The sequence below is a fragment of the Actinomadura parmotrematis genome (genome assembly GCF_019458805.1).
GTDB lineage: Bacteria > Actinomycetota > Actinomycetes > Streptosporangiales > Streptosporangiaceae > Spirillospora > Spirillospora parmotrematis.
In genome coordinates, this window is the sequence record NZ_JAIBOA010000010.1 from 1 (window position 1) to 20,809 (window position 20,809).

The 20,809-nt window shown below is 74.1% G+C and carries 17 protein-coding genes and 2 tRNA genes; 6 read left to right on the forward strand and 13 right to left on the reverse strand.

Going from position 1 to position 20,809, the window contains the following annotated elements; translation table 11 throughout:
* Window positions 1-812: 812 nt before the first annotated feature.
* The gene (locus K1Y72_RS16790; protein WP_220167290.1) at window positions 813-1,787 is read left to right on the forward strand and encodes an ATP-binding cassette domain-containing protein; all 975 of its coding nucleotides are present in this window, start codon (window positions 813-815) and stop codon (window positions 1,785-1,787) included.
* The gene (locus K1Y72_RS16795; protein ID WP_220167291.1) at window positions 1,784-2,584 is read left to right on the forward strand and encodes an ABC transporter permease; all 801 of its coding nucleotides are present in this window, start codon (window positions 1,784-1,786) and stop codon (window positions 2,582-2,584) included. Before K1Y72_RS16790 ends, K1Y72_RS16795 begins: the two co-directional genes overlap by 4 nt.
* Window positions 2,585-2,600: 16 nt before the next feature.
* On the opposite strand, the gene K1Y72_RS16800 is transcribed toward K1Y72_RS16795, so the two are convergent.
* Window positions 2,601-5,837, reverse strand: a complete 3,237-nt coding sequence (locus K1Y72_RS16800; RefSeq protein ID WP_258572565.1) for an AfsR/SARP family transcriptional regulator — start codon at window positions 5,835-5,837, stop codon at window positions 2,601-2,603.
* Window positions 5,838-5,854: 17 nt separating this feature from the next.
* On the opposite strand from K1Y72_RS16800, the gene K1Y72_RS16805 reads away from it, so the two are divergent.
* The 3 genes from K1Y72_RS16805 to K1Y72_RS16815 are packed head-to-tail and all read left to right on the forward strand — an operon-like array spanning window position 5,855 to window position 7,467.
* The gene (locus tag K1Y72_RS16805) at window positions 5,855-6,643 is read left to right on the forward strand and encodes an MBL fold metallo-hydrolase (protein WP_258572566.1); all 789 of its coding nucleotides are present in this window, start codon (window positions 5,855-5,857) and stop codon (window positions 6,641-6,643) included.
* Between the two features lie 42 nt (window positions 6,644-6,685).
* A complete protein-coding gene (locus tag K1Y72_RS16810; RefSeq protein WP_220167292.1) occupies window positions 6,686-6,943 on the forward strand; it encodes a DUF7218 family protein in 258 nt (85 codons plus the stop codon).
* Window positions 6,944-6,957: 14 nt separating this feature from the next.
* A complete protein-coding gene (locus tag K1Y72_RS16815; RefSeq protein ID WP_220167293.1) occupies window positions 6,958-7,467 on the forward strand; it encodes a DUF1360 domain-containing protein in 510 nt (169 codons plus the stop codon).
* A 40-nt stretch (window positions 7,468-7,507) separates the two neighbouring features.
* Here K1Y72_RS16815 and K1Y72_RS16820 read toward each other — a convergent pair whose 3' ends face one another.
* The 9 genes from K1Y72_RS16820 to nadD all read right to left on the reverse strand — a co-directional run bounded on the left by K1Y72_RS16820 (window position 7,508) and on the right by nadD (window position 15,315).
* Window positions 7,508-10,627, reverse strand: coding sequence for an ATP-binding protein (locus tag K1Y72_RS16820; RefSeq protein ID WP_220167294.1), 3,120 nt, complete (start codon window positions 10,625-10,627; stop codon window positions 7,508-7,510).
* Between the two features lie 11 nt (window positions 10,628-10,638).
* A complete protein-coding gene (locus tag K1Y72_RS16825; protein WP_220167295.1) occupies window positions 10,639-11,262 on the reverse strand; it encodes a hypothetical protein in 624 nt (207 codons plus the stop codon).
* A gap of 39 nt (window positions 11,263-11,301) precedes the next feature.
* Window positions 11,302-12,348, reverse strand: a complete 1,047-nt coding sequence (locus tag K1Y72_RS16830; RefSeq protein WP_220167296.1) for a hypothetical protein — start codon at window positions 12,346-12,348, stop codon at window positions 11,302-11,304.
* On the reverse strand, window positions 12,345-12,863 hold the full coding sequence (locus K1Y72_RS16835; RefSeq protein ID WP_220167297.1) for a DUF4365 domain-containing protein: 519 nt from the start codon (window positions 12,861-12,863) through the stop codon (window positions 12,345-12,347). The genes K1Y72_RS16830 and K1Y72_RS16835 overlap by 4 nt, the downstream gene beginning before the upstream one ends.
* 196 nt (window positions 12,864-13,059) lie before the next feature.
* A tRNA-Ala gene (locus K1Y72_RS16840) sits at window positions 13,060-13,132 on the reverse strand.
* A 289-nt stretch (window positions 13,133-13,421) separates the two neighbouring features.
* Window positions 13,422-13,494, reverse strand: a tRNA-Ala gene (locus K1Y72_RS16845).
* Window positions 13,495-13,571: 77 nt separating this feature from the next.
* A complete protein-coding gene (locus K1Y72_RS16850; RefSeq protein ID WP_220167298.1) occupies window positions 13,572-14,225 on the reverse strand; it encodes a histidine phosphatase family protein in 654 nt (217 codons plus the stop codon).
* Complete coding sequence (gene rsfS, locus K1Y72_RS16855; protein WP_220167299.1) at window positions 14,218-14,628, reverse strand: ribosome silencing factor; 411 nt, start codon at window positions 14,626-14,628, stop codon at window positions 14,218-14,220. The genes K1Y72_RS16850 and rsfS overlap by 8 nt, the downstream gene beginning before the upstream one ends.
* A 93-nt stretch (window positions 14,629-14,721) precedes the next feature.
* Window positions 14,722-15,315, reverse strand: coding sequence for a nicotinate-nucleotide adenylyltransferase (gene nadD / locus K1Y72_RS16860; RefSeq protein ID WP_220167300.1), 594 nt, complete (start codon window positions 15,313-15,315; stop codon window positions 14,722-14,724).
* 113 nt (window positions 15,316-15,428) lie between these two features.
* Between nadD and K1Y72_RS16865 the strand changes: the two genes are divergently transcribed.
* Complete coding sequence (locus tag K1Y72_RS16865) at window positions 15,429-16,475, forward strand: M48 family metallopeptidase (protein ID WP_220167301.1); 1,047 nt, start codon at window positions 15,429-15,431, stop codon at window positions 16,473-16,475.
* Between the two features lie 54 nt (window positions 16,476-16,529).
* Here the strand turns inward: K1Y72_RS16865 and K1Y72_RS16870 are convergent, their stop codons facing one another.
* The 3 genes from K1Y72_RS16870 to proB form a co-directional block, all read right to left on the reverse strand.
* Complete coding sequence (locus K1Y72_RS16870) at window positions 16,530-18,281, reverse strand: TIGR03767 family metallophosphoesterase (RefSeq protein ID WP_220167302.1); 1,752 nt, start codon at window positions 18,279-18,281, stop codon at window positions 16,530-16,532.
* Window positions 18,282-18,387: 106 nt separating this feature from the next.
* A complete protein-coding gene (locus K1Y72_RS16875; protein WP_220167303.1) occupies window positions 18,388-19,656 on the reverse strand; it encodes a glutamate-5-semialdehyde dehydrogenase in 1,269 nt (422 codons plus the stop codon).
* Window positions 19,657-19,670: 14 nt separating this feature from the next.
* Window positions 19,671-20,786: a glutamate 5-kinase gene (proB, locus tag K1Y72_RS16880; protein WP_220167304.1), complete on the reverse strand. Its 1,116-nt coding sequence runs from the start codon at window positions 20,784-20,786 to the stop codon at window positions 19,671-19,673.
* Between the last annotated feature and the right edge of the window lie 23 nt (window positions 20,787-20,809).

Consider the following 20,809-nt stretch of genomic DNA (forward strand, 5'->3'; position numbering starts at 1 on the left):
ACCCCGGAAACCGGGGCCGACTTGCCTCAAAGAAATCCCCCCACCGACCCCGAAGGAATCAGTGGAACGGGGCGACCAGGCTATGCCTGATCGATAAAGGCACTGGCTTTTAACACGCTGTTGAGTTCTCAAGAAACGGACACCCACCGCGCTCCACCCGCTTCCGCAGGTCTCGCTCCGGGGCAACCCTTCAAGCTTACCAGGTTCTTCACTCTTGTCAATCGACTCTGTGGAGTCGATCTCGTGGAGTGCAGCCCGCATCCCGTGCACCATCGCGGGCAGATAGCTCTGCTCGTGAAGGTTCGTCCGGGTCTGCGCCGGGCCGGCCGCCGCGTGGCGTCCTGCATCCCGTCTGGCTCGTCCCGTCCAGAGTACATCCGGCCGGAGCGTGCTCCGAACCGTTTTTCCTCCGGGGACTTGTTCGCCGGGCCGTCCGCCTCTCGGCGTCCCGCATCCCTTGCGACGTGGAGAACATTAGGTACTCCCGCAACGCTCGTCAAATCGCGTCGCCTCCTTCTCCCGGCACTTCGATAAATCTGCTGGTCATCTGGGGTTCACCTGTGACCTGGCGGGTTGGGAAGGGTGATGCCGCAGGGGCAGGCGGTTATCCGTGTCGACTCGGATTGGGGTGACGTGGCGCACCTTCGCCATCGAGAGTGTGATGTAGACCGCTTTGAAAGCGTTGTGCGCTTTCGGTTGCGCGGTGCCGCCTTCTCGTAGGTCGGGTCGATGGGAGGTGCTGTCAGCGTCGCGGCAGGGCGTGTCAGTGGCATATCAGTGGTCTGTCAGCACGGTGCTCCACCGTTGAATGCATGAGCGAAGTGATCCAGGCCGAGGGCCTGCGGAAGAGATTCGGGGAGACCCGGGCGCTGAACGGCGTCGACCTGTCGGTGCGCCAGGGCACCGTCCTCGGCGTGCTCGGTCCGAACGGGGCGGGCAAGACGACCGCGGTGCGGGTGCTCGCGACGCTGTTGAAGGCCGACGAGGGCCGTGCGGAGATCTGCGGTTACGACGTGCGGCGGGACGCGGCGCGGGTGCGCGCGAAGATCGGGCTGACAGGGCAGTACGCGTCGGTGGACGAGGAGCTCACCGGGCTGGAGAACCTGGTCCTGATCGGCCGGCTGCTGGACTACTCGCGCGGTGAGGCCAAGGCCCGCGCCCGCGAGCTGCTGGAGCGGTTCCGGCTGTCGGACGCCGCCGGGCGGGCCGCGAAGACCTACTCCGGCGGGATGCGGCGCCGGCTCGACCTGGCGGCGAGCCTGATCAACCGGCCGGCGGTGCTGTTCCTGGACGAGCCGACGACGGGCCTGGACCCGCGCGCCCGCAACGAGGTGTGGGACACCGTCCGCACGGTCGTCGCCGACGGCGCGACGGTGCTGCTGACCACGCAGTACCTGGACGAGGCCGACGCGCTCGCCGACGACATCGTGGTGGTCGACCACGGCCGGGTGATCGCCGGTGGGACGCCGGCGGAGATGAAGGCCCGCGCGGGCCGGCAGACGCTGGCGGTGCGGGCCGCCGAGCCGTTCCGGGTGGCGCAGCTGGCGGCGATCGTCGCCGAGCTGGCCGGGGAGCGGCCCGAGGCGCACGAGTCGTCCGGCCTGGTCACCGTCCCGGTGACGGACTCGTCGGTGCTGTCGAAGGTGGTGGCGCGGCTGGACGCCGCCGATCTGCCGGTGACCGAGCTCGCGCTGCGGATGCCGAGCCTCGACGAGGTGTTCCTGTCCCTGACCGGCCACCACGCGGCGGCGGAGGCCGCCCCGACCCCTGAGGAGAGCCTGGCATGACGGCGCTGACCTTCGATCCGCCGCGGCGGATCAGCCCGCGGCGGACGCTGCGGCACGCGCTGACGCTGGCGTGGCGCAACGTCGCGCAGCTGAAGCACTCCCCCGAGAAGCTGCTCGACACGACGCTGATGCCGATCGTGTTCCTGCTGCTGTTCCTGTACGTGTTCGGCGGGGTGGTGGCCGGTTCCACGCACTCCTACCTGCAGTCGCTGCTGCCCGGTCTGGTCGCGCAGATGGCGATGTTCGCGTCGATGGGGCTCGGCACGGCACTGAACGAGGACATCCACAAGGGCGTGTTCGACCGGTTCCGCAGCCTGCCGATCGCGCGGTCGGCGCCGCTGATCGGGTCGGTGCTCGGCGACACGGCGCGGTTCCTGACGGTCATGGTGGTGCTGACCGGGTTCGGGTCGCTGCTGGGGTTCCGGTTCCACACCGATCCGCTGTCGGTGCTGGCGGCGTTCGGGCTGGCCTACCTGTTCTACCTGGCGGTGTGCTGGATCTCGGTGCTGGTCGGGCTGGTCGCGCCGTCGCCGGAGACGGTGCAGGGGCTGGCGTTCATCTGGGTGATGCCGCTGACGTTCGGCAGCAGCATCCTGGTGCCGAACACCTCGACGATGCCGGGCTGGTTGCAGGCGTGGACGAAGGTGAACCCGGTGACGCACCTGGCGGACTCGGTGCGGGCGCTGATGGTGGGCGGTGACGTCGGCGACCATGTGTGGTGGACGCTGGCGTGGATCGTCGGGATCACCGTGGTGACGTTCCCGCTGGCGCTGTGGATGTACTCCCGGCGCGCCTAGCGGCGGCCGCTGTGAGTCAGGGACGGAGGGCGAGGGCGTCCTCGCGGGTGATCGTGCGGCCTCGGTCGTGCGCGGCCGCGAAGGCGTCCTCGCCCAGCGCGTTGCGGGCGGTGTCCTCGGCGCGGGCCAGGTCCCAGTTGAGGCGGTCGCGGTAGCCGTTCAGGCCGTCGACGGCGCCGACGAGCTCGGCGGCGCGCTCGTGGTCGCCGGAGGCGGCGGCGTAGGCGGCGAGGCCGGTGACCAGGCCGGCCAGCGCGGGGTTGTCGACCATGCCCTCGTGCCCGAAGCTCTCCAGGGCCTCGGTGTGCCAGCGGGTGGCGGCGTCGAGGTCGCCCTCCTGCTCGGCGAGCAGGCCGAGGCGGCCGAAGGTGCGGGCGGCGGCGCCGATGACGTCGGCGCGGTGGCGGCGCGGGAGCACCCGTTCGTGGGCCAGTTCCAGGAGCGGTCGGGCGGCGGCGAGGTCGCCGGCGCGGCGGTCGATGTCACTGAGCGCGACGAGGGCGTTGGCGAGGTCGCCGAACTCGCCGATGCGCTCGGCCTGCGCGACGGCCTTGCGCAGGTCCTCGCGGGCGCGGGCGGTGTCGCCCTCGTGGGCGCGGATCTCGGCGAGCTGGACGAGCAGCATGGAGCTCTGCTCGGGGCTGATGTTGTCGACGGCGTAGCGGTGCGCCTCCTCGCCGAGCCGGATGGCGGCGTCCAGGTCGCCGTGGATGACGGCGAGGCGCATCCGCGCGTTCAACCCGACGATCATTCCCCAGCGGTCGCCGATCTCGGTGAAGCCGCCGGCGCCGAGCTCGACCAGGCGGGCGGCGGAGGCGATGTCGCCCTCGTTGATGGCCAGGTAGGCGTCGAAGATGTGCGTGGCGGCCCGCACCCACGGGTCGGGGTGGCCGTCCAGGGCGGCCAGCTCGCGGCGGGCGGCGGGCAGGTCGGTGACGAACAGCTCCGCGATGGGCCGGGCGAGGACCAGGGCCGGGTGGCGGGGGTTCGCGGGGACGGTGCGCAGCACGTCGGTGATCGCGGCGCGCATGGCCTCGGGGCTCGGGCCGGGGTCGCTGGTCATCTCGCTGACGATGCGGCCGGTGAACCGGGAGAGGGCGTACTGCTCCTCCAGGCCGGCCGGCGCGGTGTCGCCGGCGATCTCGTTGACGGCGACGGCCCAGCCGCCGGCCTCGCGCTCCTGGTCGCGCATGAACCAGAACCAGGCGAGCGCGCCGACGAGGCGGAGCCCGGCGGCGGCGTCGCGGGTGTCGAGGATGTGGCGGAACGCGGCGGTGCAGTTGTCGCGCTCGGCGAACAGCCGGTCGGCCCAGCGGAGCTGGTCGCGGTCGCGCAGCTCGGGTTCGGCGCGCTCGGCGAGGTCGATGAGGAACGCGGCGTGCGCGGCGCGGACCCGCGGCGTCTCGTTGGCCTCGTCGAGGCGCTCGCCGGTGTAGGCGCGGACGGTCTCCAGCAGGCGGTAGCGGACGTCGGTGTCGCCGTCGGCCATGACGAGGGACTTGTCGACCAGGGCGGCGAGGACGTCCTCGACGTCGCCGGGGTCGACGGGCGGCAGGCCGCAGACGGCGGCCGCGGCGTCGGCGGCGGCGCCGCCGGAGAAGACCGACAGGCGGCGGAGGACGGTCCGCTCGGTGTCGTCCAGCAGGTCCCAGGACCAGTCGACGACGGCGCGGAGCGTGCGGTGCCGGGGCAGCGCGGTGCGGCTGCCCGCGGTGAGGAGCCGGAACCGGTCGCCGAGGCGGCCGGCGACCTGGGTGACGGTGAGGGAGCGCAGGCGGGCCGCGGCGAGCTCGATGGCGAGGGGGATGCCGTCGAGCTCGCGGACGATCCGCACGGCGTGCGGGGCGGTGGCGGCGTCCACCGCGAAGCCGGGGCGGACCGCGGCGGCGCGGTCGGCGAACAGCCGCACCGAGGCGTACCGCAGGGCGTCTTCTGGGGCGGCGCCCGCGGGCGGCAGCGGCAGGGACGGCACCGGGCAGAGGGACTCGCCGGTGATGCCGAGCGGCTCGCGGCTGGTGGCGAGGACGCGGACGCCGGGCGCGGCCTGGAGGAGGCGGCCGGCCAGCACCGCGGCGGCCTCGACGAGGTGCTCGCAGTTGTCGAGGACGATGACCGGGGCTTGGCCGGCCAGGGCGTCCAGGAGGCGGTCGGCGGCGGCCGTGGCGTGCCGGCCGTCGAGGCGGCGGACGGGCTCGACGAGGCCGAGGGCGGCGAGCACGGCGGCCGCGACGTCGTCGTCGCGGCCGAGGGGGGCGAGCGGGACGAACCAGACGCCGTCGGGGGTCTCCGGGACGAGCGGCGCCGCGGCCTCGGCGGCGAGGCGGGTCTTGCCGGCGCCGCCGGGGCCGGTCAGGGTGACGAGGCGGTGCTCGCGGACGAGCTTGCGGACCTGCTCGCCCTCCTCCTCGCGGCCGACGAAGCTGGTGAACTGGGCGGGCAGGTTGGTGCGCGGGCCGGCGGGCGGCGGGGGCTCCGGGGCGGGCGGTTCGGGGGCGGTGAGGGCGGGGTCGCGGCGGAGGACGGCCAGGTGCACGGCGGCGAGCTCGGGCGAGGGGTCCACGCCGAGGCGGTCGGCGAGCTCGCGGCGGGTGTCGTCGTAGAGGCGGAGGGCGTCGGCGGGGCGGCCGGCGGCGTACAGGGCGCGCATGAGCAGGCCGCGGGGGCGCTCGCGCAGCGGGTGCGCGGCGGTGAGGGCCTCCAGTTCGGGGACGAGGGCGGGGCCGCCGCCCGCGGCGAGCGCGGCGTCCATCTGGTCCTCGGCGGCGCTGAGGCGCAGCTCGCCGAGGCGGGCGGCGGGCGCGGCGGCGAACCCGGCGCCCTCGACGTCGGCGAGGGCGGGGCCGCGCCAGAGGCCGAGGGCGCGGCGGAGCGCGGCGGAGCGGGCGGCCGGGTCGGGTTCGGCGCGGGCCGCGGTGACGGCGCGCTCGAACGCGACGGCGTCGACGGCGGCGGGGTCGAGGGCGAGGCGATAGCCGGCGGGGCCGAACTCGACGAGCGCGGCGCCGGTCGCGGACCGCAGCCGCGAGACGAGGGCCTGGAGGGCGTTGCCGCCGCCGGCGGGCGGGGCGCCCTCCCACAGGTCGTCCAGGAGGCGGTCGGCGGAGACGGCGCGGCCGGGGTCCAGGGCGAGCCGGACGAGGAGGGCGCGCAGGCGGGGGCCGCTCACGGGGACGGGGCGGCCCTGGTCGTCCCGGACCTCCAGCGGCCCGAGGATGCCGATGCGCACGGTGCCATTCTCCCCGAAGCGGGTCATCCTGGAATCATAGTGGAATGCGTTATATCGCGAATGTCGAAGTGGTCGCGCTCTGCGACGCCGTCGGGCCGATGGGCGAGGCGATCCGGCGCCCGCTGGACGAGCTGTTCCCCGGGGCCGCGCCGGAGCTGTGGGACCGGGTGCGGGCGGCCGAGCCGGACGCGTTCGGCCCGGCGGGCGAGTGGGTGCTGCGCTTCCACTGCTTCCTGCTGCGGCCGCCGGGCGGCGGGACCGTGCTGGTGGACACCGGGATCGGGCCGGAGCACTCCCCCGCCGCGTCCTGGGCGCCGGTGCCGGGACGCCTCGTCGCGGCGCTCGCCGAGATCGGCGTCGCGCCCGAGGACGTCGGCACCGTCGTGCTCACCCACCTGCACAGCGACCATGCGGGCGGGGCCGTCGCGGACGGCGTCCCGGTGTTCCCGAACGCCCGCCACCTGGTGCAGGAGCGGGAGCTGTCCTGGCTGGACGCCGCGGGCGGGCCGGTGCTGGACGGCGTCGTCCGGCCGCTGCGGGAGGCGGGGGCGCTGGACGCGGTCGCGGGCGGGACGGTCCTCGCGCCGGGCGTCCGGGTGCTGCCGACGCCGGGGCACACGCCGGGCCACCAGTCGGTGCTGGTCGGCGACGACGAGCTGCTGGTGGCGGGCGACCTGGTGCTGCACCCCGTCCAGCTCGCGGATCCGGCGGTCACCTACCTGTACGACGAGGACCCGGCGGAGGCCGCGGCGACCCGGGCCGGCCTCCTCGCCCGGCTCGGCGGCGGCGTCCTGGCGGCCCCGCACCTGCCGCGTCCCTTCGTGGACGTGTAGCGCGGCATGGGTGGGTAGGGGCCGGGGTGAGAGGAGACCACGATGCCCACACCGCAGATCAAGAACGAGAAGGCGTACCGGGAGCTCCGCAAGAAGGGGCAGAGCGAGGAGAAGGCCGCGCGCATCTCCAACGCGATGGCCAAGGAGGGGACCTCCAAGGTGTCGCGCAAGGGCGGCAAGAGCGGCTCGTACGACGACTGGTCCAAGGACGACCTGGTGAAGCGGGCCCGCGAGATCGGGATCAAGGGCCGGTCCTCGATGACCAAGGCCCAGCTCGTCAAGGCGCTGCGGGACCACTGAGCGGAGGATCGGCCATGGACGGCGTCGTGGACATCGCCCGCGCGCAGAAGCGGGCGTACGCCGGCGACAGCGACCGGCCGCTCGGCGGCTACCTCGCCACCCTCGCCGTCTACGGGCTGAGCACGGCGGCGGTCGCGCTGCTCGCCCGGCGGCGCGGCGTGCGGGCGGCCCCGGTACGGCCGGGCGACCTCGCCCTGATGACGGTGACCACCCACAAGGTGAGCCGGATCATCACCAAGGACCCGGTGACGAGCCCGCTGCGGGCCCCGTTCACCCGCTACACCGGCACCGGCGGCCCGGCCGAGCTGGCGGAGGAGGTGCGCGGCCACGGCCTGCGCCACTCCGTCGGCGAGCTGCTCACCTGCCCGTTCTGCACCGCCCAGTGGGTCGCGACGGCCTACACCGCCGGCCTGGCGTTCGCCCCGGACGCGACCCGCATGATCGGCGCGACGATGACGGCGGTCGCGGGCTCGGACTGGCTCCAGCTCGCCTACGCCCGCCTCCAGAAATCCGCCGAGGGCTGATCGGCCGGGCGGGAGCGGCCGTCCGCTCCCGCCCGGCCGATCAGCCGACGCCGCCGCGGGCCCGCTGCACGATCTCCTCCTCGGTGAGGGGGCCGGCCGGGTGGTGGCTGAAGCAGAGCGGGGTCTGCACGAGCGCCTCGGACAGCCCTTCGGTGGTGACGTAGAACTGTCCCTGCTTCAGCTGGCCGATGCGCGCGGCGTCGCCGCCCCTGGCACGGGCCATGGTCTGCGCCGCCTCGATGGTGGCGGGGCTCTGGAGCCGGCCGATGAACTGCGTGGTGGCGTTCCCCGCGATCTGGTTGTGCAGCGCCTTCGGCGCCTGGGTCGCGAACACCAGGCCGAGCCCGTACTTGCGGGCCTGCGACGCCAGGGTCAGCGTGCTCTCCGTCGACTCGGCCTTGGCGACCGCCGGCGCCAGCGTCTGCGCCTCGTCCATGACGTACAGGCCGCTGAGCGCCTTCCCGGTGGCCGGGTTGCGGCGGACCCAGGAGAACAGCGCCATCTGGAGCCGGCTGACGAAGCCGGGCCGGCGGTCGTCGGCCAGCCCGACGAAGCTGATCACCGACACCCGGGCGCGCTTTCCCGGGGAGGGGGTGAGCAGGGTCTCCGGGGCGACGGGCTCGCCCGCGCCCGCGAACAGCGGGTCGTTGATGGTCGCGGCGGTGAGCGCCTGCCCGAGGTCGGCGGCGATCTGGTCGGACTTGTCGATCCGGCTCGCCTCGAAGGGCAGCTCGGCCAGCAGGGCGAGGAAGGCGGCGAAGTCACCGCCGCCGCCGCGGGCGAACAAGCCGAGCGCCTCGCGCAGCACCGCCTTGCCCAGGTTGGCCTTGCGCGTCGCGGCCCCGACGCCCGCCGGGACGGCGAGGGTGGCGACGGCGATGTCGAGCGCGGCGTTCAGCCCGTCGGCGTCGCCGCGGACGGCCGCGAAGTCGGGCAGCGGCTGGAAGGTCAGCGGGCGGCCGGCGGCCAGGCCCGGCGTCCAGACCACGACCTCGGTGCCCGCCAGGTACCGCTCGGCCCGCGCGGCGTCGCCGTCGCCCCAGCCCCGCGGCGGGGACGGCCAGGCGTCGCCGAGCCGGGACAGGTCGTTGTTGGGGTCCAGCACGATGGACGAGACGCCGCGCAGGGCGCACTCCTCCACCAGGCGCCTGATGAGGACGGTCTTGCCCGAACCCGATCCGGCGAAGATCGCCGTGTGCCGGGTCAGGACGGCCGGATCCAGCTCCACGTCCCGGTCGGTGCCGATGCGCGTCCCCACCCGGATGCCGTCCTCGTGCTCGGCCGGGGGCGGGGCGTTCTCAGGTGCGGGCGGAGGCGGGGGCGGCGGAGCGAGCTCGCCGAGCACGGCGCCGAGCAGTTCGGTGCGGCCGGCCGGCCGCCGTGCCTTCAGCCACTCGTTCATGTCGGCGTGCTGCTCGTCGAACATGACCCGCAAGGCCGCGAACACGCGCACGTCCTCACCGGTCAGCGGCAGCGACACGCCGTTCCCTTCGGCCAGCTGTTGCAGGTGCTGCCGGGTGACGTCGCCGGACGACCACGGCGCGTTGCGCAGCATCACCAGCGTCCGGTCCTCGACGTCCGCCCCGATGCCGGCGGCGGCGCGGGCGTTGGCCAGCCTGGTGAGCGCCGCTCGCGGGTGGGTGGCGCCGACCGCGCGGAAGGCCCAGTGCCGCTGCTGCTCGGTGCGCGCGTCCACGGTCTGGCGGAGCCGGGCGTGCAGCTCGGGCAGGCGGCCGGGCGGCGGATCGACGGTGAAGGCGGGCAGCCCGGTCTCGACGATCCAGGCGTTGAGTCCCGCCGCCAGGAGCGGCGGAACGGTCTCGTCCTCGGTCTTGGCGTCGAACGCGGCCGCCGATTCGGACCGCTCGCGCAGTTCCGCGAAGCGTGCGTCCAAGGCGGCCAGGCTGTCCGGCGGCGCCACGGCCGGTGTCGGCGGAGACGCTGAGGAGATCGGATCGGCGGGTTCGGGTTCTTCGTCGAATCGTTCGAGCAGCCGCACGGCGTCATTGCGCCTGCAGTCCTCGACATGCGTGTAGATCTGCTGCAGCAGGACGCGCGGGGTGTGTCCGGGCGCCGTGGCGAAGGCGCCGGGAGCGACCGGCCAGACCTGGTCCGGCAGGGGCAGGCCGCTGCCGCCCAGGGCCGCGGCGAAGCGCCGCTCGACCAGGGCGCGGGCGGTCACCGCATCCGGCACGGTGTTCAGCACGAGCGAGGTGCGGAACCGGTCCGGCACGGTCCCGACCGCCCGCTGCCGCACCCGCTGCCAGGAGGAGGGCAGGCAGGCGACGACGCAGAGCGTGCGGCGCGTCGTGTGACGCAGCGCCATCAGGCCGTTCGCGACCTCCTGCAGAGGGTCGATGCGCCCGTCCGGGCCGGGTTCCTCGGGGCCGTGGTCGAGCAGCGCGTCGACCTGGTCCACGGCGATCACGCTGGGGCCCGTGCAGGCCAGCACCATCGACAGTTCCATGACGATGTCCTGGGCGGTCTTGGCGCGGCGGCTCAGCCCCCACTCCTGCCGCTCGCCGGGCCGCATCTCCTCGGCCAGCTTCAAGTAGTCGTCGCCGATGCGCATCAGTTCGGGATCCAGCGACGCGTACAGCGCCAGCGCGCGCACGGTGTCGGCGCAGGCGGCCGCAGTGCGGCGGTCGTGGGCGAGCAGGCCGGCCACCAGCGCGTCCAGGTCGCCGCGCGTGCGCGCGGTGCCCGCGGAGACGGCGGCGGACGTCCGCTCGTCCAGGCCCGCGACGGCCGCGAGGCGGCGCATGAGGGCCGAGATCTGGGAATCCGCGGAGCCGCCGTCGCGCGGACCGGTGGACCTGCCGAGATCCTCGATCATCGACCGGCCGACCAGCGTCCAGAAGCCGCCGCCCACGCTGAAATCGGCGAGGAAGAAGTAGCCGCCCTCCCGCTCGACCCGCTGCCGCGCCCAGCCCAGCAGGTGGGTCTTGCCGACGCCGCCCTCGCCCTGCAGCACCAGGCCGAGCGGGCTCGCCCCGCTGCTGGCCTTGGTGTCGGCGATGCCGTCGAGGATCAGCTGCTCCGCGCGGTCGTGCAGGCCGTCCACGTGGAACGGCGACGAGCGCCAGGCGTGCTCGGAGGTGGCGGCCCAGTCCAGGCCGGCGCTGATGAGGCGCAGCGCGCGCCGCTCGTTCTCGTTCATCGCGCGACCGCTCACCGCCCGTCGATGGCCAGCAGGTGCTTGCTCTTGCCGCCGATGCGCAGCGCGGCCTCCCGGTCGGCCTCGGTGAGGATCTTCTGGTCGGCCTCGGGGGCGATGTGCACGTCCTCCTCGCGTTCCAGCTCGCGCAGCGCGGCGTCGACGTCCGCGCGGGGCGCGCCGCCGAGCAGGGGGCGCAGCGCGGTCAGCGGCACCCAGTCCTGCGGTGCGTCGGCCAGCTTCCAGTACGCCTCGCGGATGCGGGCGGTGAGGGCGGCCCCGCCCGTCCGGCGCAGGGCGGCGACCTGCTCGGCGAGGCTGGTGTCGGCGGCTTCGAGGGCGGTCCTCAGCACCGGCAGCAGGCGGTACAGCACGCGTCCTTGCAGGAAGGACCGGGCCGGGGCCTCGGTGGACAGCTCGGCCACGCACCAGGCCCAGCCCTTCTCGGTCAGCTCGAAGTGGTAGGACCTGCGCTTCTCGCCCTCGACCAGCCCCAGTTCCTCCAGCCTCCTGCGGTGCGCGCCGTCGATGGGGCTGCCGATCCAGTCCCGCAGCTCGGGATTGGACGCCGCTCCGCCGGCGGACATCAGCCCGAGCAGCAGGGCGCGGTCCTTCGCGCCGAGTTCGATGTCTGCCATTGCCTGCCTCCAGGTCTCCGCACCGATGGGCGGTGCCGGTCAAGGGAGCTGCCGGAAGTCACCGGGTCCGGTGACCAGTTCGAGGCGGCCGTTGACGGTCGCCAGGGTGCCGCGGGCCTCGACGCGCCGCCCGTCGCGGTGGGCGGCGAGCGCGAGGCGGTAGTCGTCGCCGGTCAGCCGCGCCCACAGGGCGTGGCGAGGACGGGACGCGTGCTCGGTGCGCATCTCGCCGCGCACCTGGACGCGGAAGCGGTCGTTGCGCCCGTTGTCGAAGAGGGCGCCGATGACGCCGGTCACCGACGCCTCGCCCGAGAAGCGCAGGCGGCGGATCCGGTTGCCCACGGTGCGCAGGGCCGCGACCTCGGCGGGGGCCAGGACGATCGTGCGCGGCGGCACCGGTGCCGGCAGCGCCCGCGCCCAGCGCACCCCCATCTCCAGGGGCCGGGCGTCGCCCGCGGCCCCCACCTTCGCCAGCGCCTCGCACAGGTTGGCCGAGACGCCCGCCGCCACCGCCGTCTCGAAACCGGTGAGGCCGCCGTCGGCGGCGACGGTGCCGGGCAGTGCCGCGACGGCGTCCTGCAAGAGCAGCAGCAGGCGGCGTCCGAGGGGCGCGGGCTCGGCCGTGCCGAGCGGGACGCGGAGCGTCAGCAGCTCGCCGGGAGGACCGATGCGCACGCTCTCGATGAGGTCGCGCACCTCGCGCGGGGGTGCGCCGTCGAAGACGGCGCGCGGTCCGGCGACGGCCGCTCTGGCCGCCGCGCCGAGGACGTCCTTGGCGCCCTCCAGCGTCGCCAGGACCGACGTCAGGCCGCGGTCCGCCGTGCGGTACCACTGGACGTCGTCCGCCGGGGCGGCGATGTCCTCGGCTATCGCCTCCGGCGGGCGGCCCTCCACGGCCGACAGGACGCGCAGGATGTCGCGGACCCGGCGCTCCCCGTCGCCCATCCCGTCGCGGGCGGGGACCAGCACCTCGTGGTCGCCGGCGTGCACCCAGATGGCCGCACCCCGCCAGCGCTCGGGCCGGCGCTCCCAGCCGGAGGCGTCGAGGTAGCTGCTGATGTCGCCGACCGGCAGCACTGCGGTCATGCGGTCGGGGCGGGCGCGCCGGTCGCGGCCCGCACCAGCGACAGCAGGGTGCGGGCCGTCAGCACGTTGCCGAGCGGCACCCGCACGGCGCGGCGGCGCCGGTTGCTCGGGTCGCCGATCCCCTGCTCCCCCTCGAAGCCCCGGTAGTAGCCGAGCTGCCGCAGCATCATGCCGTCGGTCTCGAAGCGGGCGTAGGCGTCGCGCTCGCGCGGGACGAGCACCAGGAACAGGAAGCGGGGGACGGTGAAGGGCCCGGCGGCGAGATGGTTGTACTGGACCTCGTTCAGGCCGCCGTAGCGCAGCTCCCCGTCCACGACGCGGGGGGCCGACCAGGACTTGACCTGGACCTCGATCGCGGGGAAGGACAGCCCGCCGACCCGCCCCGGATAGCGCAGCCCGAGGTCGATGCCGTCGACGTCGATGTCCTCTTTCTGGACGACCAGGCCGGCCGCCGAGGCGAGCACGCGGACGTAGTCCTCCGCGAACTTGCCCTGGTGGTTCCGGTGTTCCAGCACTCGCTACCCCCCGGTCGGCACGCCGCTGACTGGGAGGGTAGCGACGCGCCCGCGGGCCGGTAAACGTCCGGGACCGGCACCGGCCTTGTGACCGAACGCGTTGACCGGACCACCCGGTAACCGGTATCGCGAGCCATAGAGGGGCCCGAAGAAACGAAGAAGGGCCGGTGCTGATGCACCGGCCCTTCCCTGCGGGTGGAGCTATGGGGATTCGAACCCCAGACCTCCTCCATGCCATGGAGGCGCGCTACCAGCTGCGCCATAGCCCCGCGTCGTGCACCTGGAACCTCGGCCCCGTTGTGCTGACATGACGAGCTTAGTGCACTCGGGGAGCAGGTCGGTACGCATTAACGAGCGAGTTGCGGACCAGGGGCCGACAGACCCCGTCCCGCCCACGCAGCAAGAACCCCGGCCCGCACAGATGCAGGAACCCCGGCCCGCGCACGGCGCAGTGCGAGCCAGCGCGCGAGCACCCGGGGGTCCGGGGGTCGCCCCCCGGAAAAACACCGCGGGCCACCGGGGAAGGTGCGCCAGCACCGACCACGATGGCCCGACTCGTGGAGCTATGGGGATTCGAACCCCAGACCTCCTCCATGCCATGGAGGCGCGCTACCAACTGCGCCATAGCCCCGCCGCTGCGTGGACGTGCATCCCGCAGCGCTCAGCCAGTGTATCGGAGTCGGGGCGCTGGTTCGAATCGGTGCGGGGTCAGCCCTGGGAGTCGGCGACGCGGTCGTCGCTGAGGACGGGTTCGGGGAGGGTGCCGGCGTTGTGCTCGACGAGGCGCCAGCCGCCGTCGCGCATCTCGCCGAGGACCGACCAGTTGCAGTTGGCGAGGCCGCCGAGGCGTTCCCAGACGTCGCCGGGGAGGCCGAGGAGGTGGCACATGCCGAGGCGGAGGGCGGCGCCGTGGGAGGCGACGACGAGGAGGCCGGTCGGCGGGAGGTCGTCGAGGGCGCGGTCGAGGGCCTCGCCGACGCGTTTGGCGACCTGGTCGCTGGTCTCGCCGCCGGGCGGCGTCCAGGCGGCGTGCTCGGCGGGGTAGCGCTCGCGGATCTCGCGGTTGGTGAGGCCCTCCCACTGGCCGCCGTCGCGTTCGATGAGGGCGGGGTCGTGGGTGACGCGCAGGCCGGTGAGGGCGGCGAGGGCCTGGGCGGTGTCGGCGGCGCGCTGCAGCGGTGAGGCGAGCAGGGCGGTGGGCCGGAGGGAGGCGAGGAGCGCGGCGGCGCGGGCGGCCTGCCGGACGCCGGTCTCGTCGAGGGGGATGTCGGTCTTGCCCTGGAAGCGGTGCTCGACGTTCCAGGTGGTCTGGCCGTGCCGCCAGAGGACGAGGCGGCGCTTGCCGGGGACGCGGTCAGCCACGCGGGCTCCCGAGGCGCGGGCCGCCGGAGTTGTGCGCGTTGACGCTCTCCGGGAGGGCGATGACGGGGCAGTCCTTCCAGAGGCGTTCGAGGGCGTAGAAGGCGCGCTCCTCCTCGTGCTGGACGTGCACGATGACGTCGACGTAGTCGAGCAGGATCCAGCGGCCCTCGCGCTCGCCCTCGCGGCGGACGGGCTTGGCGTCCGCCTCCTCGCGCAGGCGCTTCTCGATCTCGTCGACGATGGCGCGGACCTGGCGGTCGTTGGCGGCGGAGCAGAGGACGAACGCGTCGGTGATGACGAGCTGGTCGCTCACGTCGTAGGCAAGGATTTCGTCGGCCAGCTTGTCGCCCGCCGCTTCGGCGGCGAGGCGGACCAGGCGGGTGGCCCTGTCGGATGCGGTCACGGTGCGCTCGCGGTCCTCCCTGTAGGGGGCGTGCCGCGCCGGTCGCGCGGCCCCGCTTTCAGGGTATGGCCACCGGGGCCGGGGCGGGGACGGTCAACCGCGGTACAGGGCGCGCTTGTTGATGTACTGGACGATGCCGTCGGGCACCAGGTACCAGATGGGTTCGCCGTCGCGGACGCGGTCGCGGCACTCGGTGGAGGAGATCGCGAGGGCGGGCACCTCCATGAGGCTGACGCGGCCGCCGGGCAGGCCGGGGTCGGTGAGGCGGTGGCCGGGGCGGGTGACGCCGACGAAGTGGGCCTGCTCGAACAGCTCGGCGGTGTCGTGCCAGTCGAGCATCTTCTCCAGGGCGTCGGCGCCGGTGATGAAGAACAGCTCGCAGTCGGGGCCGTGGAGCTTGCGCATGTCGCGCAGGGTGTCGACGGTGTAGGTGGGGCCGGGGCGCTCGATGTCGATGCGGCTGACGGAGAAGCGCGGGTTGGACGCGGTGGCGATGACGGCCATGAGGTAGCGGTCCTCGGCGGGGGTGATGTCCTGCCCTTCCTTGTGGGAGGACAGGCCGGTCGGGACGAAGACGACCTCGTCGAGGTCGAAGGCGTGCGCGACCTCGCTGGCGGCGACCAGGTGGCCGTGGTGGATCGGGTCGAAGGTGCCGCCCATGATCCCCAGGCGCCGCTTTTGCGTCATGGCGACGAGAATAGCCGCGGCGCCGGGCGGGGCCGCCGGGCGGGGGTCCGCCTCCGGCCGCCCCTCGGGGGAACCCCATTGCGGCGCGGATCGTCGGACATAGCATGCCGGATATGACGACCAACACACCCGATCGGTCACGCACGCGCTTCCCCGGGATCAGTTCCCGGGCCTACGAACACCCGGCGGACCGCTCGGCGCTGGTCGCGCTGCGCTCGCTGTCGGGGTTCGACGTCGTCCTCCGCAAGCTGTCGGGCCTGCTGAACGAGCGGGGCTTCCGGCTGAACTACCTGTCGGGCAGCGTCCGGGCGGGCGAGGACCAGTTCCGCCACGTCCACGACATGGTGCGGGACGCCTGCTACATCCTGGACCTGGAGCAGGTCCCCGAGGTGTACGTCACGCAGGATCCGCAGCCGAACGCGATGGCGCTCGGCTCCGACAAGCCCTTCATCGTGATCAACACGGGCCTGATCGACCTGCTGGACGAGGAGGAGCTGCGGGCCGTCGTCGGCCACGAGGTCGGGCACATCCTGTCGGGGCACGCGCTGTACCGGTCGATGATGCTGATCCTGGTGCAGCTCGGCGCGCGGGTCGCGTGGCTGCCGCTCGGCAACATCGCGATCAGCGGCATCGTCATCGGGCTGCAGGAGTGGTTCCGCAAGGCGGAGCTGTCGTGCGACCGGGCGGGGCTGCTCGTCGGGCAGGACCCGGACGCGAGCAAGCGGGTGCTGATGAAGCTGGCGGGCGGCGTGAAGCTGGCCGAGATGAGCACCGAGGCGTTCCTGGAGCAGGCCCGCGAGTACGACGCGGCGGGCGACGTGCGGGACGGGATCCTGAAGTTCCTCAGCCTGATCAACCGCTCGCACCCCGAGGCGGTGGTGCGGTTCGCCGAGATCGACCGGTGGGCGCGCGAGGGCGAGTACCAGGCGATCCTGGCGGGGAACTACCCGCGCCGCGACGACGACGCGGGCGCCAACGTCGGCGACGAGGTCCGCAACGCGGCCCGCTCGTACAAGGAGTCGTGGGAGCGGACGGCCGACCCGTTCATCGGCGCGGTGCGCGGCGCCGCCGACACGGCGGCGTCCGCGGCCGGGGGCCTGTTCGACCGTTTCGGCAACCGGCGGGGCGACGGCAACAACGGCAGCGGCGGCGGCAACTAGCGAAAAGCGGAAGGCCGCCGTGTGTACGCACGGCGGCCTTCGCTGCGCCCTCTTCTAGAAGGGGGCCGGGACGAGCAGCTCGACGTTGCGGTCCTCGACCGCGCCGCGGCGGTCCTCGCCGCGCTCCTGCCAGTCGTTGGCGGCGAGCTCGCGCGACAGGGACGCGAGGCGCACCGGGTCGGTGAGGCGGCCGCCGAACGCGGCGGGGCCGGCCGAGTCGAGGACGGTGGCGAACACCGACAGGGTGCCGTCGCCGTTGTCGGCGAGCTCGACGATGCGGCTCTGCTGCGGGAAGTCGACGTGGGCGGCCGTGTTGACCTCCCAGAACCCGCCGCCGCCCGTGCGGGCGTGCGGGATGACCTGGTTGCGGTGGGTGTGGCCGTTCACCCAGAGGACGACGTTGGGGTAGCGCAGCAGCAGCGCCTCGACCTCGTCGCCGAGGACGCGGTCGCCGCCGAGGGGGTTCTCCAGGGAGCCGATCGGGTGGTGGCTGAACAGCACGAACAGCCGGTCGGTGACGTTGTGCGAGACGGCCGCGCCGGTGGCGTCGGTGTAGCGGCGGCTGCCGGCCTTCAGCTCCTTCTCCAGCCAGGCGAGCTGGGCCCTGTCGAGGGAGCCCTCGGAGTAGCCGTTGGGGTTGACGGTGTCGAGGACGAGGCCGCGGACGACGCCGCGGTCGAAGGCGTAGTAGGCGGTGCCGTCGCGCAGGTTGGCCTGGGTGAAGCCGTGGCCGCGCAGGGCGGTGGCGGTGGTGAAGTGCTCGCGGACGACCTCGGCGCGGCTCAGCATGCGGCGCCGCAGGTCGGGGGTGACGGGCCGGAACAGGCCGCCGCTGTTCTTGGTGAGGGAGACGAGCGCGGAGCTGTCGGCGGTGCGCAGCATCGTCGCGAGCTTGGCGGCCTGCTCGTCGCTCCCCGGCGCGCCGATCTTGATGGCGCCGGTGGCGAGGGCGGCGACCAGGGGGTTCGGCGGCAGGTTGCCCTGCATGAGGCCGTCGTGGTTGCCGAACACCGCGAGCCACGGCGATTTCAGGCCGGTCGCCTGGAAGGGGCGGCGGGCGGCGTCCAGCAGGCCCGTGACGCGCGGGAAGCCGTACTTGCCGTAGGCGACGTCGGGGGCCGCGCCGGCGGGGGTGCCCTCGGGGTGCCAGAAGGCGGTGTCGTAGGCCGCCCAGTCCATGACGCCCTCGTACTTGCGGGGGTCGCCGGAGTCGGGGGTGATCCGGCGGCCGTCCAGCAGGTCGATGACCCAGCGCAGCTCGTTGTACTGGACGTTGTCGGCGGCGTCGCCGGTGTTGATGGTGAACGCCAGCGGCAGGTCCGTGGCCGGGCCGCGCCCCACCTTGTTGATCGCCTGGACCATGGCCTCGGCGACCTGGGTGGTGAGGATCTCCTGCGGCCGCCAGGCGCCCTCGACGGGCAGCACGGCGAGGCCGTCCTTGAACCGGTCGAGGAACTCCACGCGGGCGGGCGACTGGGCGTCGATGACGTGCACGTCGGTGAGGTGGCCGAACGCCAGGACGCCGCGGCGGGTCGCGGCGCGGCCGGGGGCGGCGGCGCCGCCGAGGTCGCGGCGCAGCAGGTGCGGCTCGTCCGGCGCGGCGACGATCTTCCGGTAGCCGCCGGCGCCGGGCGCGCCGGTCGCGTAGGTGCGGTCGAGGGTGGTCCCGGCGGCGGGGCCGCGCAGGACGGGGGCGGTAGCGGCGGCGGCGGGACGGGCCGGGAAGGCGACGAGCCCGGAGGTGGCGATCCCCGCGCCGAGGGCGGCGCCCTTCAGGACGCGGCGGCGGCTGATCTCAGGTGTCACGGTAGTGAATCAGAACACACCGACCAACGTGACATCAAGGGTCACAGTGTCACAATCCGGTGGCGCCGTCCGCGCCCGCCCCGTCCCCGCCGGTCAGCCCCGCCGGTCAGCCCCGGACGTGGCCCTCCCCGGTCACCACGTACTTGGTCGAGGTGAGCTCCGGCAGCCCCATCGGGCCGCGCGCGTGCAGCTTCTGGGTGGAGATGCCGATCTCGGCGCCGAACCCGAACTCCTCGCCGTCGGTGAACCGGGTGGAGGCGTTCACCATGACCGCCGCCGAGTCGACCAGCGCGACGAACCGCTTGGCGGCCGGCTGCGAGGAGGTGACGATCGCCTCGGTGTGCCCGGAGCCGTAGGTGCGGATGTGCGCGACCGCCTCGTCCAGCGAGTCGACGACGCGCGCCGCGATGTCCAGCGACAGGTACTCGGCGTGGTAGTCGTCGTCGGTGGCGGCCACCACGTCGTCACCGTACGCGCGGACGCGCTCGTCGCCGTGCACGGTGACGCCCTTGTCGCGCAGCGCCGCGAGCGCGCGCGGCAGGAACGCCTCGGCGATGTCGGCGTGCACCAGGAACGTCTCGGCGGCGTTGCAGACCGACGGGCGCTGCGTCTTGGCGTTGACGAGGATGTCCACGGCCATGTCGACGTCGGCGGCGGCGTCCACGTACACCGCGCAGTTGCCGACGCCGGTCTCGATCACCGGGACGGTGGAGTTCCGCACCACCGACTGGATGAGCGACGCGCCGCCGCGCGGGATGAGGACGTCCACCAGGCCGCGCGCGGTCATCAGGTGCTTCACCGACTCGCGCGAGGTCCCGGGGACGAGCTGGACGGCGTCCCGCGGCACCGCCGTGCCGCGCAGCGCGTCCTGCATGGCGCCGACGAGCGCGGTGTTGGAGTCGAACGCCGACGACGAGCCGCGCAGCATCGCCACGTTGCCGCTCTTCAGGCAGAGCGCGGCGGCGTCGACGGTGACGTTCGGGCGGCCCTCGTAGATGATGCCGACGACGCCGAGCGGGACGCGGACCTGCCGCAGCTCCAGGCCGTTCGGCAGGACGTTCCCGCGCACCGACTCCCCCACGGGGTCGGGCAGCGTGGCGACCTGCCGGACGGCCGCGGCGATCGCCGCGATCCGCTCCTCGCTCAGGCTCAGCCGGTCGATCATGTACTCGGAGGTGCCGCTGTCGCGGGCCCGCGCGACGTCCTTGTCGTTGGCGGCGACGATCTCGGCGGAGCGGGCGAGCAGCGCGTCCGCGACCGCGTGCAGCGCCGCGTCCTTGGCGGCGCGCGGCAGCGGCGCCAGCTCGGCCGCGGCCGCCTTGCCGCGTTCGGCGACCGCGCGGAACTCCGCGCGCTCGCGGTCCTGCTCACTCATCTCCGGCTCCTGTCTCACTCGCTGGTAAGGATCACCAGGTGGTCGCGATGGATGATCTCGCGCTCGTAGCCGGGGCCGAGCTCGCGGGCCAGCCACCGGGTGGAGCGGCCCATCAGCTCGGGGATCTCGGCGGCGTCGTAGTTGACCAGGCCGCGCGCCGCGACGGCGCCGTCCGGCCCGCACACGTCCACCGGGTCGCCGGCGGCGAAGTCGCCCTCGACGCCGGTGACGCCGGCCGGGAGCAGCGACGTGCCGCGGTGCAGGATCGCCTCGACCGCGCCGTCGTCGACCAGCACCCGGCCCTGCCCGGTGGTGGCGTGCGCGAGCCAGAGGTTCCGCGTCGACATGCGGCGGCCGTTCTGCGGGTGGAACAGCGTGCCGACCGGCTCGCCGGCGAGGGCGGCGGCGGCCTGCGCGGCGTTGGTCAGCACCACCGGGATGCCGGCGATGCGGGCCGCCTCGACCTTGGTGACCATGCCGCCGGTGCCGACCCGCCCGGACGCGCCGAGCGCCACCTCGGCGAGGTCGGCGGGGCCGCGCACCTCGTCGACGCGGCGCGCCCCCGGCAGGCGCGGGTCGCCGGTGTAGAGGGCGTCGACGTCCGACAGCAGGACCAGCGCGTCGGCGCGGATGAGGTGCGCGACGAGCGCGGCGAGGCGGTCGTTGTCGCCGAACCGGATCTCGTCGGTGGCGACGGTGTCGTTCTCGTTGACGATCGGCAGGACGCCGAGGTGCAGCAGCTCGCCGAGGGTGCGCTGGGCGTTGCGGTGGTGCGAGCGGCGCATCATGTCGTCGGCGGTCAGCAGCACCTGCCCGACCGTCACGCCGTGGCGGGCGAACGCCGAGGTGTAGCGGGCGAACAGCAGCCCCTGCCCGACGCTCGCGGCCGCCTGCTGGAGCGCCAGCTCCGGCGGCCGGCCGGGCAGCCCGAGCGGGCCGAGGCCCGCCGCGATCGCGCCCGAGGACACGAACACCACCTCGGCGCCGTCCGCGCGGCGCGCGGCGAGCACGTCCACCAGCGCGTCGATGCGGTCGGCGTCGATGGTGCCCTGCGGGGTGGTGAGCGAGGACGAGCCCGCCTTCACCACGATCCGCCGCGCCTTCTCGATCTCGGTGCGGATGCTGCTCATCGCGTTCGTTCCCCCGGGGGGTC

Excerpts from the sequence above, each read along its gene's own strand:
- K1Y72_RS16790 (WP_220167290.1), top strand. The coding sequence starts at position 813 with ATGAGCGAAGTGATCCAGGCCGAGGGCCTGCGGAAGAGATTCGGGGAG.
- K1Y72_RS16795 (WP_220167291.1), top strand. The coding sequence starts at position 1,784 with ATGACGGCGCTGACCTTCGATCCGCCGCGGCGGATCAGCCCGCGGCGG.
- K1Y72_RS16800 (WP_258572565.1), bottom strand. The coding sequence starts at position 5,837 with ATGACCCGCTTCGGGGAGAATGGCACCGTGCGCATCGGCATCCTCGGG.
- K1Y72_RS16805 (WP_258572566.1), top strand. The coding sequence starts at position 5,855 with ATGCGTTATATCGCGAATGTCGAAGTGGTCGCGCTCTGCGACGCCGTC.
- K1Y72_RS16810 (WP_220167292.1), top strand. The coding sequence starts at position 6,686 with ATGCCCACACCGCAGATCAAGAACGAGAAGGCGTACCGGGAGCTCCGC.
- K1Y72_RS16815 (WP_220167293.1), top strand. The coding sequence starts at position 6,958 with ATGGACGGCGTCGTGGACATCGCCCGCGCGCAGAAGCGGGCGTACGCC.
- K1Y72_RS16820 (WP_220167294.1), bottom strand. The coding sequence starts at position 10,627 with ATGAACGAGAACGAGCGGCGCGCGCTGCGCCTCATCAGCGCCGGCCTG.
- K1Y72_RS16825 (WP_220167295.1), bottom strand. The coding sequence starts at position 11,262 with ATGGCAGACATCGAACTCGGCGCGAAGGACCGCGCCCTGCTGCTCGGG.
- K1Y72_RS16830 (WP_220167296.1), bottom strand. The coding sequence starts at position 12,348 with ATGACCGCAGTGCTGCCGGTCGGCGACATCAGCAGCTACCTCGACGCC.
- nadD (WP_220167300.1), bottom strand. The coding sequence starts at position 15,315 with ATGACGCAAAAGCGGCGCCTGGGGATCATGGGCGGCACCTTCGACCCG.
- K1Y72_RS16865 (WP_220167301.1), top strand. The coding sequence starts at position 15,429 with ATGACGACCAACACACCCGATCGGTCACGCACGCGCTTCCCCGGGATC.
- K1Y72_RS16875 (WP_220167303.1), bottom strand. The coding sequence starts at position 19,656 with ATGAGTGAGCAGGACCGCGAGCGCGCGGAGTTCCGCGCGGTCGCCGAA.
- proB (WP_220167304.1), bottom strand. The coding sequence starts at position 20,786 with ATGAGCAGCATCCGCACCGAGATCGAGAAGGCGCGGCGGATCGTGGTG.